This window comes from Bacillus cereus G9842, from assembly GCF_000021305.1.
Lineage (GTDB): Bacteria > Bacillota > Bacilli > Bacillales > Bacillaceae_G > Bacillus_A > Bacillus_A thuringiensis_S.
Map to the genome: position 1 here is coordinate 1,753,697 of NC_011772.1, position 15,610 is coordinate 1,769,306.

The following is a 15,610-nucleotide window of genomic DNA, read 5'->3' on the forward strand; positions in this document are numbered from 1 at the left end:
AATTGAATACATACCCCTTATAACCAGTATCTTCTGTTTATAAGGGGTATTTGAATAGTTTTTAGACGATGGTTTATGTTTCTTATTGAACGGTTTCATTGTATATAATAAGTGGAATATAAGTTCAGTTAGATAAAATTCGGTAGTCGAATTTTTTTGCATAAAGCTGTATAATGCTTGTAACGAAAGGGAAATACAGGAAGGGATTTGTAATGAGTTACTATGGAAAAAGATAAACAACAATTAAGCGTTGAAGTTGCAAGATTATATTATCAATCAGATTATAGTCAGCAAGAAATTGCTAACAAATTAAATATTTCAAGACCGACGATTTCTAGATTGTTAAAGTACGCGAAAGAAAAAGGGTTTGTTCAAATTAGCATCGCCGATCCATTTGCGGATTTAGATAACGTTGGGAATTTACTAAAAGAAAAGTACAACTTGTTAGAGGCACATGTTGTGTTTTCTCCAGTGCCAGAATATGCAACGATTACAGAGTATATTAGTAAATATGCAGCTGAGTATATGGAAAAGACGGTTAAAAATGGTGATATCGTTGGTGTAAGCTGGGGAATGACAATGTATGAAATCGCTAGAAAAATCGTACCGCAACATGTAAAAGGGATAGAGGTTGTCCAGCTAAAAGGTGGCATTAGTCACTCGAGTGTAAATACATATGCGAATGAGACGATAGCTTTATTTGCAGATGCTTTTCAAACGACGCCAAGAAATCTACCTCTTCCAGTTATATTTGATAATGCAGTGACAAAAGAATTAGTAGAGCAGGATCGACATATTCATCACATTATCGAAATGGGGAAGCAAGCGAATATTGCAATTTTTACTGTAGGAACAGTGCGAGATGAAGCGCTATTATTCCGATTAGGTTATTTCGATAAGGAGGAAACAAGTTTACTCAAAAAACAATCGGTCGGTGACATTTGTTCACGTTTCTTTGATGGAGACGGAAATATTAGTAGTGAAGAAATTAATAAGCGGACCATTGGAATTGAGTTAGAGGAACTGAAATTAAAGAAACGCTCTATTTTAGTTGCAGGTGGTAATAGAAAAATAAAAGCAATTGATGGTGCGTTACGTGGCGGGTATGCAAATGTATTAATTATCGATCAGCATACAGCAAAAGAATTGTTACATTATCAAAAAGATTAGAAATAAAAGGCGTTCTCAAAATGTTAATTTTGAGAACGCCTTTTATTTTGTTATGTATGAATGATAGGTGTTTTTTTGAACACAAATTGCCTTTTTAAAAATAATTATGGATATGGAGATACATACTACCATTGTTAATATAAAAGTTTTGATTTTAAATAGGAATTGTTTCTTAGTTAGAATGCGCTTTATTTACTACAAGAAAATTCCTTTTAAAAAAGAATGAACAAAATTTCAAAAGTGTATTTACATTTGTTCAACTAAGAGTTAGAATGAAGTTGTTAAAAGATATGAGGAGTGAAGATAATGAACATTGCAAAGTTAATTGACCATACAATTTTAAAAGCTAATACTACTAAAGAAGATGTTATGAAAGTAATCGAAGAAGCAAAGGAATATAAATTCGCTTCTGTTTGTATTAACCCAACATGGGTAAAATTAGCGGCTGATGAACTAGCTGGACATGATGTAGACGTTTGTACTGTAATCGGTTTCCCATTAGGAGCAAGCACTACTGAAACAAAAGCATTTGAAACAAAAGATGCTATCGCAAAAGGTGCAACTGAAGTTGATATGGTAATCAACGTAGGCGCTTTAAAAGATGGCGACAACGAACTTGTTGAAAAAGATATTTATGAAGTAGTACAAGCAGCAAAAGGAAAAGCTCTTGTAAAAGTAATCATTGAAACTTGTCTATTAACAGATGAAGAAAAAGTACGCGCTTGTGAATTATCAGTAAAAGCTGGTGCTGACTTCGTAAAAACTTCAACTGGATTCTCAACTGGCGGAGCAACTGCTGAAGATATCGCATTAATGCGTAAAACAGTAGGACCAAACGTTGGTGTAAAAGCATCTGGCGGTGTTCGTACACGTGAAGATGCAGATAAAATGGTAGCTGCTGGAGCTTCTCGCGTTGGAGCAAGTGCTAGTGTTGCAATCGTATTAAATGATGCAAAAGGTGCTACAGATAACTACTAATCGATAAAAGGTTAAAGCAATAGATATACGTTTAAAGTATATCTATTGCTTTAACAATTAAAAAAATGTAAGCGGATACGAATGGGAGGAAACGGCTTATGAAATACTTAATCGGTGTTTTTGGCCTCGTATTGATTTTAGGTATCGCTTGGCTTGCTAGTAATGATAGAAAGAAAGTCAAATATCGTCCAATCATAACGATGGTTATATTACAATTCATTTTGGGGTTTCTATTATTAAATACAAGTATAGGGAATATATTAATTAGCGGAATAGCAGATGGTTTTGGAGAGTTATTAAAATATGCCGCTGACGGTGTGAATTTCGTATTTGGTGGATTAGTAAATCAAAAAGAGTTTTCGTTCTTTTTAAGTGTATTAATGCCAATCGTATTTATATCAGCTTTAATCGGTATTTTGCAACATATTAAAGTATTACCTATTATTGTGAAATCTATCGGTCTAGCATTAAGTAAAGTAAATGGAATGGGGAAACTAGAATCATATAATGCTGTTGCTTCTGCGATTTTAGGACAATCTGAAGTATTTATATCAGTTAAGAAACAACTAGGGTTATTGCCAGAGAAAAGAATGTATACATTATGTGCATCGGCAATGTCTACAGTTTCTATGTCTATCGTTGGATCATATATGGTGTTATTAAAACCACAATATGTTGTAACCGCTTTAGTGCTTAACTTATTCGGTGGCTTCATCATCGCTTCTATCATTAACCCGTATGAAGTTACTGAGGAAGAAGATATGTTAGAAGTACAAGAAGAAGAGAAAAAGACCTTCTTTGAAGTATTAGGGGAATACATTATTGATGGATTTAAAGTTGCGATTACAGTAGCAGCTATGTTAGTCGGTTTCGTTGCTCTTATCGCATTCATTAATGCAGTATTTAAAGGTGTAATCGGTATTTCATTCCAAGAAATTCTTGGTTATGCATTTGCACCATTTGCATTTATTATGGGTGTACCTTGGCATGAAGCAGTTAATGCCGGAAATATTATGGCAACAAAATTAGTATCAAATGAATTTGTCGCAATGACAGATTTAGCACAAGGAAACTTTAATTTCTCAGATAGAACGACAGCAATTATATCTGTATTCTTAGTTTCATTTGCAAACTTCTCTTCAATTGGAATTATTGCAGGTGCAGTTAAGAGCTTAAATGAAAAGCAAGGGAATGTAGTCGCAAGATTTGGTTTGAAATTACTATTCGGTGCAACGTTAGTAAGTTTCTTATCAGCAACAATCGTTGGCTTATTATTTTAATAGATTCATATAATATAAAAAGGAATGGTGATTGTAATGAGAATGGTAGATATTATCGCAAAAAAACGTGACGGCAAAGAACTAACGACTGAAGAAATCAAATTCTTTATTAATGGATATACAGACGGAAGTATTCCTGATTATCAAGTGAGTGCGCTTGCAATGGCAATCTTCTTTAAAGATATGACAGATCGCGAACGTGCAGATTTAACGATGGCGATGGTTGAGTCTGGAGAAACGATCGACTTATCAGCAATTGAAGGAATTAAAGTAGACAAACATTCAACTGGCGGTGTTGGTGATACAACAACTTTAGTATTAGGACCATTAGTTGCTGCTTTAGATGTACCAGTAGCAAAAATGTCTGGTCGTGGTTTAGGACATACAGGCGGAACAATTGATAAATTAGAAGCGGTAGAAGGATTCCACGTTGAAATTACGAAAGAACAATTCATTGATATTGTAAACCGTGACAAAGTAGCTGTTATTGGACAAACAGGAAACTTAACACCTGCAGATAAAAAGATTTATGCATTACGCGACGTAACAGGAACTGTTAACTCAATTCCTTTAATCGCAAGTTCAATTATGAGTAAAAAAATTGCAGCTGGTGCTGACGCAATTGTACTTGATGTAAAAACAGGTGCTGGTGCATTTATGAAAACAGAAGAAGATGCAAAAGAATTAGCACATGCAATGGTACGTATCGGAAATAATGTAGGACGTCAAACTATGGCTGTTATTTCGGACATGTCACAACCGCTTGGTTTTGCGATTGGTAACGCTCTAGAAGTAAAAGAAGCGATTGACACGTTAAAAGGTGAAGGTCCAGAAGATTTAACAGAATTAGTACTTGTATTAGGTAGCCAAATGGTCGTACTTGCGAAAAAAGCAAATACGTTAGAAGAAGCTCGTGAAATGCTAATTGAAGTGATGAAAAACGGAAAAGCAACTGAGAAATTTAAAGAGTTCTTAAGCAATCAAGGCGGAGATAGCTCAATTGTAGACAATCCAGAAAAAATGCCACAAGCGAAGTATGTAATTGATGTACCTGCAAAAACTTCAGGTGTTATTTCTAACATTGTTGCAGATGAGATTGGTATTGCAGCTATGTTACTTGGTGCAGGTCGTGCAACGAAGGAAGATGAAATCGATTTAGCAGTAGGATTAATGTTACGTAAAAAAGTTGGCGATGCAGTAAAAGAAGGCGAGCCATTCGTAACAATCTACGCAAATCGTGAAAATGTAGAAGATGTAAAAGCAAAAATTTATGAGAACATCTCTATCGCTGAAACAGCAGTGGCTCCTAAATTAGTTCATACAGTTATTACTGACTAATCATCATTTCATTTACTTTGAGGGGGAAATAATATGGATAAGAAAAAATATATTGAAGAAGCAAACAAGATGTTATCGAAAGCGTATATTCCGTATTCTAAATTTCCTGTTGGCGCAGCGTTAGTTACGAAAGAAGGGAAAATCTATACTGGTTGTAATATAGAAAATGCTTCTTATGGTTTATGTAACTGTGCAGAAAGAACAGCAATATTTAAAGCGGTATCAGAAGGGGAGCGCGATTTTAGTTACTTAGTTATTACAGGAGAAACTGATGGACCGATTTCACCATGTGGTGCGTGTAGACAAGTAATTGCTGAATTCTGTGATCCGAAAATGCCTGTATTATTAACGAATGTAAAAGGTGATGAAAAAGAAGTGACTGTTGAGCAATTACTTCCAGGTGCTTTCACAATTGACGATTTAAAATAAGTTAAAAAGTGAACTGCACCTCCAGTTGTTAGACACGAATAACAATTGGAGGTGCAGTTTTTTACTTTATATTGCGGTGAATTATTTACTGATATTTCGTCCCCTTTTTCATCAATTTATTATTTTACCACATGTGAAATTTTAAAAAATAAATATTAAATATTAATGTAGTGTAAGTACAATATAAATTCCCAATTAATATTAAAAGATGATAGGCTATTTTTATAATTGAATTACCTTTCGTACTCTAAAAAACGCCCTACCAACTGAAGTGAAGTGAAGTGAACCCGAATAGTGGTACATGAAAAAAACACCTCCTGAATTCGCATACTAAGTATGCAAATTCAATGGAGGTGTTTTTGGTTTGAAGACAAGAGTTCATTACCCAGAAGAAATAAAGTGGAAAGTGATTGAAATGAAAAAGGATGGATATTCCAATCGGACCATTATGGAGAAGTTTGGAATTAAAAATGTTTCCCAAATTAAGACATGGATGAAGTGGTATCGTACCAGTCAAACGTACCGTTTTCAACAACCTGTAGGAAAGCAATATTCTTATGGAAAAGGGCCAAAAGAGTTAAATGAATTGGAACAGCTACGGTTAGAAAATAAACAGTTAAAAACAAAATTACTGATAGGGGGAAAGTATCTGGAAATCGAAAGGAGTTGAACCTGGAAACTGTAGTTACTTTATGGACCGATTTCAAAACAAAACTAACGGTAAAAGAATTGTGTAATGTATTAGAATTACCCCGGTCTACATTTTATCGTTGGTTACAACGAACAGTGGACCTAAGAGATGAGATAGAAGAGAAAATAAAGGATGTTTGTCTTCGGCATAAATTACGATATGGATATCGAAGAGTGACCGCAACTCTTCGGAAAATGGGACTGTGTGTGAATCATAAAAAAGTATTACGAATCATGAGACAAAATCAGATTCTCTCAAAAGTTCGTCGAAAGAAAAAGAAATATATCAGTGGTGCGGAGCCAGTAGTAGCCCCTCATCGATTGGAACGCCAATTCGATGCATCCGCACCAAATGAAAAGTGGTTTACGGATGTGACGTATCTATTATTTGGAGAGCGTACCTTGTATGTATCAACGATTATGGATGCCTTTAATCGTGAAATTATTAGTTATGTCATCAGCGAGTCCCAAGCACTGCCATTAGCAATGAAGACATTAAAACAAGCAATGAGAGGGCGAAAAGTAAAAGATGTCCTTCTTCACTCAGATCAAGGAAGTATTTATACAGCGAAGGAATTTCAAGCATATGCCAAAGAAAATGGCATTATCACCAGCATGTCCCGGAGAGGAAATTGCCATGATAATGCCGTCATGGAAAGCTTCTTTGGTCATTTGAAAAGTGAAGCCTTCTATTCACAAGAGATAACAAAAGTATCCAACACAACTGTGCGAAAGATTGTGCTAGAATACATTCATTACTACAATTGTGTGCGAATTCAAGAAAAATTAAACCACCTATCCCCTAAAGAATTTAGGGAACAAGTGGTTTAGGTGTTTTGATAGGTGCCCCGTTTTCAGGGTTCACTTCAAACAAAGGTTCTCTATCAATATAAAAATCTATACTAATATGGTATAATTTTCATGCTCTATTAAGTATAGAAGGGGTTTATACGATGGGACAATTTCAAAGTAATTTTCAAAGCGCTACACAAATCGCAACGCAAATGAGGGCAGCTTCAGATACAATCCAAAGCGCAACAAATCGTTCTATAAAAAAGGCGACACGTACTACGCTTTCAGTTAATTCAAAAGCACAAGAAGCGAACCAACAAGTTTTAGATTTGACGAAACAATTTTCCACCGCCTTTCAACAAGCGGTCGATAATATTCATTCGGTAGCCAAAGAGTTTGAGAGAATGGATCACGAGCTTCACAATACTTTCCGCTAATATGACCACCTTCGTAAAGATAAAAATTTAGGAGGAAAAAAATGGATCGAGATATCAAAAAACAAATTAAACAGTTAAATCAAAAATTACGAAGTGTATTTGAAGAACAGGACCGAAATCAATCCGCGCTTCGAACTCAGGAACAAGCGGAAGCTGATTTTCACGAATTGAAAAATTGAAGCAACCGCTTATTTAACCGTATTTTAGAAACTTGGCACAACGATAAAGAGTTATCTCATTTCTTTATAAATATCCGTCAAGAAGCACAACACATTGAGCGAAAACTTACATTTGAATTAGAAAATCAAAAAGAAACATTACTTAAAGAAAGACGAGACCTTAGTGATTCAGAAAACGACCTATCCTACCAGCAACAACAATTAGCAAGGGAGGTCAATGCATGAGTTTAAATATGTATTTGGGAGAAGTACAAAGCCAAACTCAAAGCATGAATGCTGTATGTACAGCTACCATTCAAGGTATGGAACAAGCCATTCAATCGATTGATGCTTTTACAAGTGATACCGTTCTACAAGGGCAAACTTACGATAGTGCAAAAGCATTTTTCGCAGAAACCTTTCGCCCTTTAGCACAAGGAATCATATACTTATGTGAAGAATTAATCCGTCAGAACGATGCATTTCCAAGTCAATTTCAATCACAAGTAGCTCAGGCAGATGTAATTGAACAAGAAATATTAGAACAAATTCGAGAGATTGACCGAATGAAAGCAAGTATGGAAGCCATTACTCAAACTATGCCAATACCAGGTATAGACGCTATGGCAAATCTTTTTACTGTCATGAGGAAAAAACTTCAAGAAAAGTTAGACCATCTACATGAATTTAATCAAACGTCTAGCAATAACTATGCTACAGCAATTCAATTAGCTACTAGTATTGCTACAGGTCTTGCAGAAGTACAAAGTGGAAAAGGTTTTAGTCCTGCAAGTGGTATATTTAGTACACAAGGATTGAATATGGAGTGGACGACTTCTATCCAGGCGATTACAGAAGATAGGAATCGTCAGGCTGATAATTCAATTGAAGAAGGTGCAATGTGCGGTAAAATTTCGCCTAAATCTGACTTCGAAAAGGCTTGGGAAAGAGAGAAAAAGGATCTAAGTGATGCATGGACTGGTATTTCTACAGGTTTTGTAGATGGTGCTGTAGATGCATGGGAAGGATTCGTAGCTTTAGGCGATAAAGAAACGTGGTTAAACATGCGAGATGCAATTATTAATTATAAAGAAACACTTCCTGCTGCATGGAATACTTTATCAGATTCATTCATTAATGATTTCTGGAACGGAGATATGGAAAGTAGAGAGCACTATGCTGCCTATGGTGTAGCATCATTATTAACAGGTTTTATTGGTGATAAAGGTCTTAGTAAAGCAGGACAAGCAGGGAAGTTAGCAATCGCTGGCAACCTAGCAAAAGGAAAGTCGTTTATGACTAATTCTGCTGCATATAGAAATGTATTAACTGATTTTAAGTTGAACACTGGAAACCGTTTGGCTTATGCTGATGTTGGAGGAAGTTCTATAAAATATGAACTTGGTGGGGCATACCAAGAAGCGAAAGACTTATTAAATCAATTTGCGGTTTCAAAAGAGGAATATAAAGATTTAAGAAAGAGAACACCCAATAATAGGATAAGAAAAAGCGTAAATACAGATGTACCCAAAATTGACCCTGTATATGGTTATGAAGTGGAAAAACTTGAAGCTGACCACATTGTTTCAATGAAAGAAATAACGGACATGGAAGGTTTTGACCTATTACCGAGAGAACAACAAATAGAAGTGCTTAATATGGATGTAAACTTTGTTGGACTTGGAAAACCAACAAATGCTTCTAAGAATGCAAAAGATTGGAGTACATGGCCGGGGCACCCTAAATACGGTAAGGTTCCGGAAATTATAAGACTAGAAATGTTAGAACGTGAAGCAGTGGCTAGAGAAGCTTTGAAAAAATCAATAAAAGAGAGGTTACAACCCATTGAAAACAATAGTTAAAAATATAGGTGGTAAAAAGATAATAGCTACAGCAGAAGAACATTTAGGCCCCCAGATAGAAAAGTTATTGTATTTGCTAACTAAAGTAGAAGATAATAAATTAGTTGATAGATTTTCTATGCAAGTTGGTTGGTCTATTTTTGTTCTATCCAAACGTGAAGATGGGTATCACATTATTGCCCCAGATTATACAAAAAATCCATTTAAGGATACTACAGATGATCTAACAATTGCTTTATGGGTGCAATTAGAACAAGTACATTGTTTACGTCAGTTAAATATTGACGGTGAAACAATAAAGTTTAGCGATAAAATAGTGACTTCAAAAAATGTGTTACAACTAGATGAGGTTTATTTACAAAGAGCTAGGGATTGTGATAAAGGTGATTCTGGTTGGTATATCGGTCCTGTCGATGAAACAGAAGAAACTGACGGTGAATTAGAAGCATATTACGCATATCAGCTACTAAAAATTAGACCTTCAATTATTCAAGTTTTAGCCTTACCTTATGAATACCTGGTAGTTTTTGAGAAAGATAAAATCAAAGCCATTTTAGATGATAATGATGTCGATGTTTGGAATGGAGTTGCAAACTGAGATTAGTTAAGTTCTAAAATAATTGAGAGGGCTTAACCGCATGAACTCAAAAATCCCGGAAATTCTAGGAATATTAGACGGTTATGAGAAAAGGGTAATTTTAGTAATTATAGAAACTGAAGCAATGGTTTAAATTAAACTAGAAACTTACAGGATGGAAAATAATCAATAATGAATAAATTATAAAAGAGCATCCCACCATTAAAAACTGCACCTCCAATTGTTAGACACAGTCTAACAATTGGAGGTGCAGTTTTTCTATGGTTAAATTCACAACTGATGAAAAAATATACATCGTTCAACGTTATTTGAACGGAAATGAAAGTTACCGAGAAATTAGTAAAGCTATTGATATAAGAGACACCGTAATTTTGAAATGGGTAAACCAATATAAACAAAATGGTTTTTTATTTGAAAATAGGATGTAATATTTTATTCATATTCCGTTCATAAACTTTCCGTAAAATGATTGTAGCGAATATGGAAAGTTTACAATAGGAGGAATAAAATGAAGAATTTATATAATGCATCATTCATTTACTTAATTATCGGTTTATTATCAGGAGTATTTGCAAGAGAGTATTCGAAAGCACAAGGAATTAAAGGATCCACAATGTTGCAATTAGTACATACACATGTACTAGTGCTTGGTTTCTTATTTTTTTTAATTGCTTTCGCTTTATGTAAAGTGTTTCATGTACAAGAAACAAAGAGCTTTCGTGCATGGTTTATTGTTTATAATGTAGGATTAATTTTTAATATTGCAACAATGCTATTTAGAGGTCTATTACAAGTAAACGGAACTGACTTTAACGGTTTAAGCCATATGGCTGGGGTAGGTCACGTTATTATAAGTGTAGGGCTCATTTGGTTTATGGTTTTGTTAAAAAAGTCATTTAAATAGATAGGAGTGGAAAGTATGATAGCACTTTTATCAAGTGTCGTAGCAGTTTGTATGGCTGTTGGGGTAATGTTTCTACGTTTTAAAGCAGCGAAAAAGCCGGTAACGAAAAAGAAAATTATATTGCCGCCAATTTTTATGAGTACAGGCGCGATGATGTACTTTTTACCAGAGTTTCGATTAACATCGTTAGAAATAGTCGAGGCAATTAGTATAGGGCTTATTTTCTCTATTTTTCTTATTAAAACAACTAAGTTCGAAATAAAAGGCGAACATATATTTATGAAACCGTCAAAAGCATTCATATTCATTTTAGTAGGCTTATTAGCTGTACGCGTGGCATTAAAGTCATATTTAAGCCAATCAATTGATTTGGCAGAGTTAAGCGGAATGTTTTTCTTACTTGCATTTGCGATGATTGTGTCGTGGAGAATTGCGATGTATCGCTCGTTTACTAAATTAGAAAAGACAATAAACAGAGCTGGAATTTCTATATAGGAAATCCAGCTCTGTTTATGTTTTATTAAAATTCTTTAGCGCGGAACTCATTTGCTTAATTTTAAACGTATTTGAGCATCTTGTAATGCGGCTGGTGTAACGTTAAGACCATTTTGATCAACAATTTTTGTGTTTAATAAAATGGAATCTAAGCTTCCACGAAATGTTTGTGTATAGTTTTGACGCAACATTTGTTGTTCTTGTTTTTCATCAACTGTTAATCCAGTTGCTTTTTCTTTTTTTGACAATTCGTTAATACGGAATAAAATGTTTTGCATTTTGTTCACCTCTTATTTAAATTTAAATTAGTAACTTACTAATTTATAGTTATTGTAACTTGTTTAGTTGTCTGTGTCAATACTATCTAAAATTTAGTTAAAAATTGACGAAAAATTATAACAATAATAGAATGAAGTGTATTGAATAATTAGTTTCACAATTATACATAAAACGCTAGGGGGATTATTATGAAATCAACATTTTTTGCTCAAAATAGAGAACGATTAGCAAACACATTACCAGAGGAATCCATTACGATTTTATTTGCTGGACAAGCACCTCATATGTCAGCCGATGCACATTATAAATTTGTACCGAATCGTAATTTTTACTACTTAACGGGAATCGGTGAACCAAATGTTATTTTTATGCTGAAAAAGTTTGGGAATAGTGTAGAAGAGACACTTTTCATTGAAAAATCAGATCCAGTAATGGAAAAATGGGTTGGGAAAACAGTTTCTAGCGAAGAAGCAGAGGGAATTTCAGGTATAAAGAAAGTTGTATATTTAGATAGCTTTGAAAAGACAATGTCAAATATACTTTTTACAGAAAATGCGAAGCATCTATATTTAGATATAGAAAGTCGTGAGTGGAATGGTATGGAGACAAAAACATTAGCATTTGCTAAACATGTAAGAGAAAAATACCCACACGTAACAATTGGTAATGTATATCCGAACATTTGTGAATTACGAGTATTTAAAACAGAAGAAGAAATTGAAATTATTAAAGAAGCGATTGCTATAACGAAAGACGGTATTTACAACGTACTTAAGCATGCAAAAGCAGACATGATGGAGTATGAATTAGAAGCACAATTTGATTTTACACTGAAATCATCTGGCATTAAGCACCATGCATTCAATACAATTTTGGCGAGTGGGAAAAATGCTACAGTTCTTCATTATGAAGATAATGATGCACAAATTCAAAATGGTGATTTAGTATTGCTAGATTTAGGCGCTCAAAAAGACTACTATAACGCTGATATTAGTTATACATTCCCGGAAAATGGAACATTCTCTAGTCGCCAAAAACAAATTTATAATATTGTATTAAAAGCATTAAAAGAAACAACAGAGATTATTAAGCCAGGATTAAAGTTCGCTGCATTAAATGAGCATACAAAAAAGGTACTGGCAGAAGAGTGTAAAGCAATTGGTTTAATTCAAGAAGATGAAGAGTTATTAAAATACTATTATCATGGTGTCAGCCATTTCCTTGGTTTAGATACACATGATGTAGGAACATATAAAGATAGAGTGTTAGAAGAAGGTATGGTTATAACAATTGAACCAGGTCTTTATATTGAGGAAGAGTCAATTGGTATTCGAATAGAAGATGATATTCTTGTAACGAAAGACGGGTATGAAAACTTGTCAAAAGATATCATTAGAGAAGTTGAAGAAATTGAAGAATTTATGAGTATAAATAATGAACATGTAAAAGGAAACCAAGCTGTAGTTAAATAATAAAAAGTCATCACTAATTTATTTGAACTTTATCTCGAATGGCGGACAATTAAAAAATCCATGATTCGGGATAGGGTTCTTTTATCTTCGAAATACTAATCTTTAATTATTAATCCTAATAAAGTTGCAAACTGAACAGCTTGATATGTTGATACTTTACATCCTCTTAAATCGTTCACTGAAACTGTAAGCGTATCAAAGCTAGAAGAACTAATATCTATCCCCTTCAGTGATGTCTGATCAAAATTAGCTTCATCAAGACTACATAATTGGAATTCAACTTTTTTAAGTTTACAGTCAAAAAAATCTGCAATATTTAATGAAGTTTCATTGAAGATGATTTTTTCTAGTTTGGAATTTCCAAATGCCGCTAAATTCAAAATTGAATTCTCAAATTTAACATTTCCTAAGCTAGATTCTGTGAAATTTACTCCGATTAATTTACTGTTTTTAAATTCGACTCTGTGAACAGAAGAATTGCTTAAATTAACATTTGATAAATCACAGTTTTCAAAACAAACATCTGTAATATCAATATTGCTAAAGTCTGTATTAGTAAACTTACAGTTTTTTATCACCGCATCATATAATCGTACTCTATCTACAGATTCATTTTCGAAAGTGGAGTCTATAATTTCACACACTTCCAATGTTGGATCTTCTTCATAAAAAATATCTTGAAAATTCTTTGAAGATAACTCTGGTGAAATTTTTGGTCTATCAATTTTCATCGTATATCAATCCTCTTCTATTTGATATATTTGTGTAATTTGAGTCTATTGTCTGTGAAGAACATTAGTTCTTATTATACAAAAATCTAAGTTCTTTTGTGAAGAGCATTTTAGCTACATTTTTCTTATTTAATAATAGAAGTGTTATTGTTTCTTAAGAAATAACGTCAAAACAAATACGAGAACGGCTAATATAGTCGCTACAAGGAAAGCGTTTTGTATTTCTAAAATATTCGCCTCTTGTAATGTCTCCACTTTTAGTAATCTTCCAATTAGCTTACGTAAAATCTAATTACATCTCCTTATTTTCTTGAAAATCAACTTCTATAATGATTTTGAAAAAGGAGGGATTTTCCATGAAGCGATTTGTATTAAAAGCTGTTACGGTCTCTGTAATATTTTTAATTGCTGCATGTTCTTTGGCCACAAATACAACAAATGATCATAAAAATATGAAAGATAAAAAAACAATACAGACTGAAACAGCTACAAAACCATTGAAGGTTGAAAAAGGACCAGAAGTTACTTTAATAGCGAAAGAAGAAAAGCAAAAGTTAAGTAACGGTGTTATTGTTCCAGTCTGGACATTTAATGGATCATCTCCTGGTCCAGAAATTCGGGTGAAAAAAGGTGAAAAGGTGAAAGTGACATTAAAAAATGAATTATCTGCACCAGTATCTATTCATTGGCATGGATATCCTGTCCCAAATAACATGGATGGAATTCCAGGCGTGACACAAGATGCAGTTGAACCAGGAAAAAGTTTCACTTACGAATTTGAAGCGAACGTACCAGGAACGTACTGGTATCACTCGCATCAAGATTCTGTAAATCAATTAGATAGAGGTTTGTATGGAGCGCTCATTGTAGAAGATACAAAGGAAAAATATGATAAAGATTACACATTAATGTTGGATGAATGGGTTACAGATAAAGAAGAAATGAATAAGCAGTTAAAAGAAATGACAAAAGGGCAAATAGGTAATAAATCTAAAGGTAATGAAAATGAGGAAAAGAATGATGATAAGAACGGCATGGATCATTCTGGTATGGACGTGGGCAGTGATCAAAAAGACTCTAGTAATATGGAAGGAATGGACCATGGAAATATGAAGATGGAAGGTCATGATATGAGTATGTATGATTTATTCACAATCAATGGAAAAAGCGGTGATTTAGTAGTGCCATTGAAAGTGAATAAGGGAGATAAAGTTCGTTTTCGACTCGTTAATGCTGGTTATCTATCACATGATATACATGTTCACGGTCATGATATAAAAGTAATTGCGACAGATGGTCAACCAATAAACGATCCAAAAGTTATAAAGGATAAAGTAATTTCAATCGCACCGGGCGAACGTTATGATATTGAATTTACTGCTAATAAAACTGGGAAATGGTATGTTGAAGACCATTCGAAAAATAAAGGTGCAAAAGGAATGAAAGCTGTTATTGAATATGATGGCAGCAAAGAGATGAAAGATAAAGCAGACGAAAAAGAAAAATTACCGAAAGTAGATATAATGAAATATGGTACTAAAAAATTAGGTAGTTTCACTTTAAATCAAGAGTATACTGCCACATATAATATGGACTTAAATACGCAAATGAATGGAAATGAAATGGTATATACAATTAACGGAAAGGTATTTCCGGATATTGACCCAATTCAAGTAAAAAAGGGTGATTTAGTAAAAGTGAAGTTGGTAAATCGTTCTAAAATGGATGATCACCCAATGCATTTACACGGGCACTTCTTTCAGGTGTTGAGTAAAGATGGAAAACCGATAAAAGGTTCTCCAATTGTAAAAGATACATTGAACTTAAAACCAGGAGAAGAATATGAAGTAGCCTTTGTAGCAGACAATCCCGGTGAGTGGATGTTCCACTGTCACGACCTACATCATGCTTCAGCAGGGATGGTAACGGAAGTGAACTATACAGATTATAAATCTGACTATGTTCCAAACCAAAACATTCCTAATAAGCCAGAATAA

15 protein-coding genes and 2 pseudogenes are annotated in these 15,610 nt (G+C 33.9%); 15 read left to right on the forward strand and 2 right to left on the reverse strand.

Going from position 1 to position 15,610, the window contains the following annotated elements; translation table 11 throughout:
- The first annotated feature begins 222 nt into the window (after nt 1-222).
- The 13 genes and pseudogenes from BCG9842_RS08830 (at nt 223) to BCG9842_RS08895 (ending at nt 11,131) form a co-directional block, all read left to right on the forward strand.
- Nucleotides 223-1,170: a sugar-binding transcriptional regulator gene (locus BCG9842_RS08830; protein ID WP_000409779.1), complete on the forward strand. Its 948-nt coding sequence runs from the start codon at nt 223-225 to the stop codon at nt 1,168-1,170.
- 306 nt (nt 1,171-1,476) lie between these two features.
- Nucleotides 1,477-2,148, forward strand: coding sequence for a deoxyribose-phosphate aldolase (gene deoC / locus BCG9842_RS08835; RefSeq protein ID WP_001017441.1), 672 nt, complete (start codon nt 1,477-1,479; stop codon nt 2,146-2,148).
- Between the two features lie 98 nt (nt 2,149-2,246).
- Nucleotides 2,247-3,428: a NupC/NupG family nucleoside CNT transporter gene (locus BCG9842_RS08840; protein WP_000876177.1), complete on the forward strand. Its 1,182-nt coding sequence runs from the start codon at nt 2,247-2,249 to the stop codon at nt 3,426-3,428.
- Nucleotides 3,429-3,464: 36 nt separating this feature from the next.
- A complete protein-coding gene (locus tag BCG9842_RS08845; RefSeq protein ID WP_001983022.1) occupies nt 3,465-4,766 on the forward strand; it encodes a pyrimidine-nucleoside phosphorylase in 1,302 nt (433 codons plus the stop codon).
- A 33-nt stretch (nt 4,767-4,799) separates the two neighbouring features.
- Nucleotides 4,800-5,195, forward strand: coding sequence for a cytidine deaminase (locus tag BCG9842_RS08850; RefSeq protein WP_000358533.1), 396 nt, complete (start codon nt 4,800-4,802; stop codon nt 5,193-5,195).
- Nucleotides 5,196-5,559: 364 nt separating this feature from the next.
- Nucleotides 5,560-6,716, forward strand: a protein-coding gene (locus BCG9842_RS08860) for an IS3 family transposase (protein ID WP_085964464.1) whose coding sequence is annotated in 2 segments (ribosomal slippage) — nt 5,560-5,809 and nt 5,809-6,716 — 1,158 coding nt in all. Because the reading frame shifts where the segments join, the coding sequence is not laid out codon by codon here.
- A 122-nt stretch (nt 6,717-6,838) separates the two neighbouring features.
- Nucleotides 6,839-7,114 (forward strand): TIGR04197 family type VII secretion effector, encoded by a 276-nt coding sequence (locus BCG9842_RS08865; protein ID WP_000529649.1) that lies wholly within the window; start codon nt 6,839-6,841, stop codon nt 7,112-7,114.
- A gap of 41 nt (nt 7,115-7,155) precedes the next feature.
- Nucleotides 7,156-7,518: pseudogene (locus BCG9842_RS30950) on the forward strand (DUF3958 family protein).
- Nucleotides 7,515-9,134 (forward strand): T7SS effector LXG polymorphic toxin, encoded by a 1,620-nt coding sequence (locus BCG9842_RS08875; RefSeq protein ID WP_000056137.1) that lies wholly within the window; start codon nt 7,515-7,517, stop codon nt 9,132-9,134. The pseudogene BCG9842_RS30950 and the gene BCG9842_RS08875 overlap by 4 nt, the downstream one beginning before the upstream one ends.
- Nucleotides 9,118-9,732, forward strand: a complete 615-nt coding sequence (locus BCG9842_RS08880) for an immunity protein Imm33 domain-containing protein (RefSeq protein WP_000849723.1) — start codon at nt 9,118-9,120, stop codon at nt 9,730-9,732. The genes BCG9842_RS08875 and BCG9842_RS08880 overlap by 17 nt, the downstream gene beginning before the upstream one ends.
- A gap of 260 nt (nt 9,733-9,992) precedes the next feature.
- Nucleotides 9,993-10,136, forward strand: a pseudogene (locus BCG9842_RS30805) (transposase); the annotation flags it as partial.
- Between the two features lie 104 nt (nt 10,137-10,240).
- Nucleotides 10,241-10,636 carry a DUF2871 domain-containing protein gene (locus tag BCG9842_RS08890; protein ID WP_000794056.1) on the forward strand — a complete coding sequence of 132 codons (396 nt, stop codon included), beginning with the start codon at nt 10,241-10,243 and terminating at the stop codon, nt 10,634-10,636.
- A 15-nt stretch (nt 10,637-10,651) separates the two neighbouring features.
- On the forward strand, nt 10,652-11,131 hold the full coding sequence (locus BCG9842_RS08895; protein ID WP_000561074.1) for a CcdC family protein: 480 nt from the start codon (nt 10,652-10,654) through the stop codon (nt 11,129-11,131).
- 47 nt (nt 11,132-11,178) lie between these two features.
- On the opposite strand, the gene BCG9842_RS08900 is transcribed toward BCG9842_RS08895, so the two are convergent.
- A complete protein-coding gene (locus BCG9842_RS08900) occupies nt 11,179-11,409 on the reverse strand; it encodes a DUF896 domain-containing protein (protein ID WP_001179614.1) in 231 nt (76 codons plus the stop codon).
- A gap of 189 nt (nt 11,410-11,598) precedes the next feature.
- Here BCG9842_RS08900 and BCG9842_RS08905 point away from each other — a divergent pair, with 189 nt between their 5' ends.
- On the forward strand, nt 11,599-12,882 hold the full coding sequence (locus BCG9842_RS08905) for an aminopeptidase P family protein (RefSeq protein WP_000842962.1): 1,284 nt from the start codon (nt 11,599-11,601) through the stop codon (nt 12,880-12,882).
- 95 nt (nt 12,883-12,977) lie between these two features.
- Here the strand turns inward: BCG9842_RS08905 and BCG9842_RS08910 are convergent, their stop codons facing one another.
- Nucleotides 12,978-13,613, reverse strand: a complete 636-nt coding sequence (locus tag BCG9842_RS08910; RefSeq protein ID WP_000687269.1) for a pentapeptide repeat-containing protein — start codon at nt 13,611-13,613, stop codon at nt 12,978-12,980.
- 356 nt (nt 13,614-13,969) lie between these two features.
- On the opposite strand from BCG9842_RS08910, the gene BCG9842_RS08915 reads away from it, so the two are divergent.
- On the forward strand, nt 13,970-15,610 hold the full coding sequence (locus BCG9842_RS08915) for a multicopper oxidase family protein (RefSeq protein WP_000820011.1): 1,641 nt from the start codon (nt 13,970-13,972) through the stop codon (nt 15,608-15,610).

What these genes read in the sequence shown, in the direction of transcription:
- BCG9842_RS08915 (WP_000820011.1), top strand. Translation starts at nt 13,970, where the DNA reads ATGAAGCGATTTGTATTAAAAGCTGTTACGGTCTCTGTAATATTTTTA.
- BCG9842_RS08845 (WP_001983022.1), top strand. Translation starts at nt 3,465, where the DNA reads ATGAGAATGGTAGATATTATCGCAAAAAAACGTGACGGCAAAGAACTA.
- BCG9842_RS08895 (WP_000561074.1), top strand. Translation starts at nt 10,652, where the DNA reads ATGATAGCACTTTTATCAAGTGTCGTAGCAGTTTGTATGGCTGTTGGG.
- deoC (WP_001017441.1), top strand. Translation starts at nt 1,477, where the DNA reads ATGAACATTGCAAAGTTAATTGACCATACAATTTTAAAAGCTAATACT.
- BCG9842_RS08910 (WP_000687269.1), bottom strand. Translation starts at nt 13,613, where the DNA reads ATGAAAATTGATAGACCAAAAATTTCACCAGAGTTATCTTCAAAGAAT.
- BCG9842_RS08900 (WP_001179614.1), bottom strand. Translation starts at nt 11,409, where the DNA reads ATGCAAAACATTTTATTCCGTATTAACGAATTGTCAAAAAAAGAAAAA.
- BCG9842_RS08905 (WP_000842962.1), top strand. Translation starts at nt 11,599, where the DNA reads ATGAAATCAACATTTTTTGCTCAAAATAGAGAACGATTAGCAAACACA.
- BCG9842_RS08850 (WP_000358533.1), top strand. Translation starts at nt 4,800, where the DNA reads ATGGATAAGAAAAAATATATTGAAGAAGCAAACAAGATGTTATCGAAA.
- BCG9842_RS08890 (WP_000794056.1), top strand. Translation starts at nt 10,241, where the DNA reads ATGAAGAATTTATATAATGCATCATTCATTTACTTAATTATCGGTTTA.
- BCG9842_RS08830 (WP_000409779.1), top strand. Translation starts at nt 223, where the DNA reads ATGGAAAAAGATAAACAACAATTAAGCGTTGAAGTTGCAAGATTATAT.
- BCG9842_RS08865 (WP_000529649.1), top strand. Translation starts at nt 6,839, where the DNA reads ATGGGACAATTTCAAAGTAATTTTCAAAGCGCTACACAAATCGCAACG.
- BCG9842_RS08875 (WP_000056137.1), top strand. Translation starts at nt 7,515, where the DNA reads ATGAGTTTAAATATGTATTTGGGAGAAGTACAAAGCCAAACTCAAAGC.
- BCG9842_RS08840 (WP_000876177.1), top strand. Translation starts at nt 2,247, where the DNA reads ATGAAATACTTAATCGGTGTTTTTGGCCTCGTATTGATTTTAGGTATC.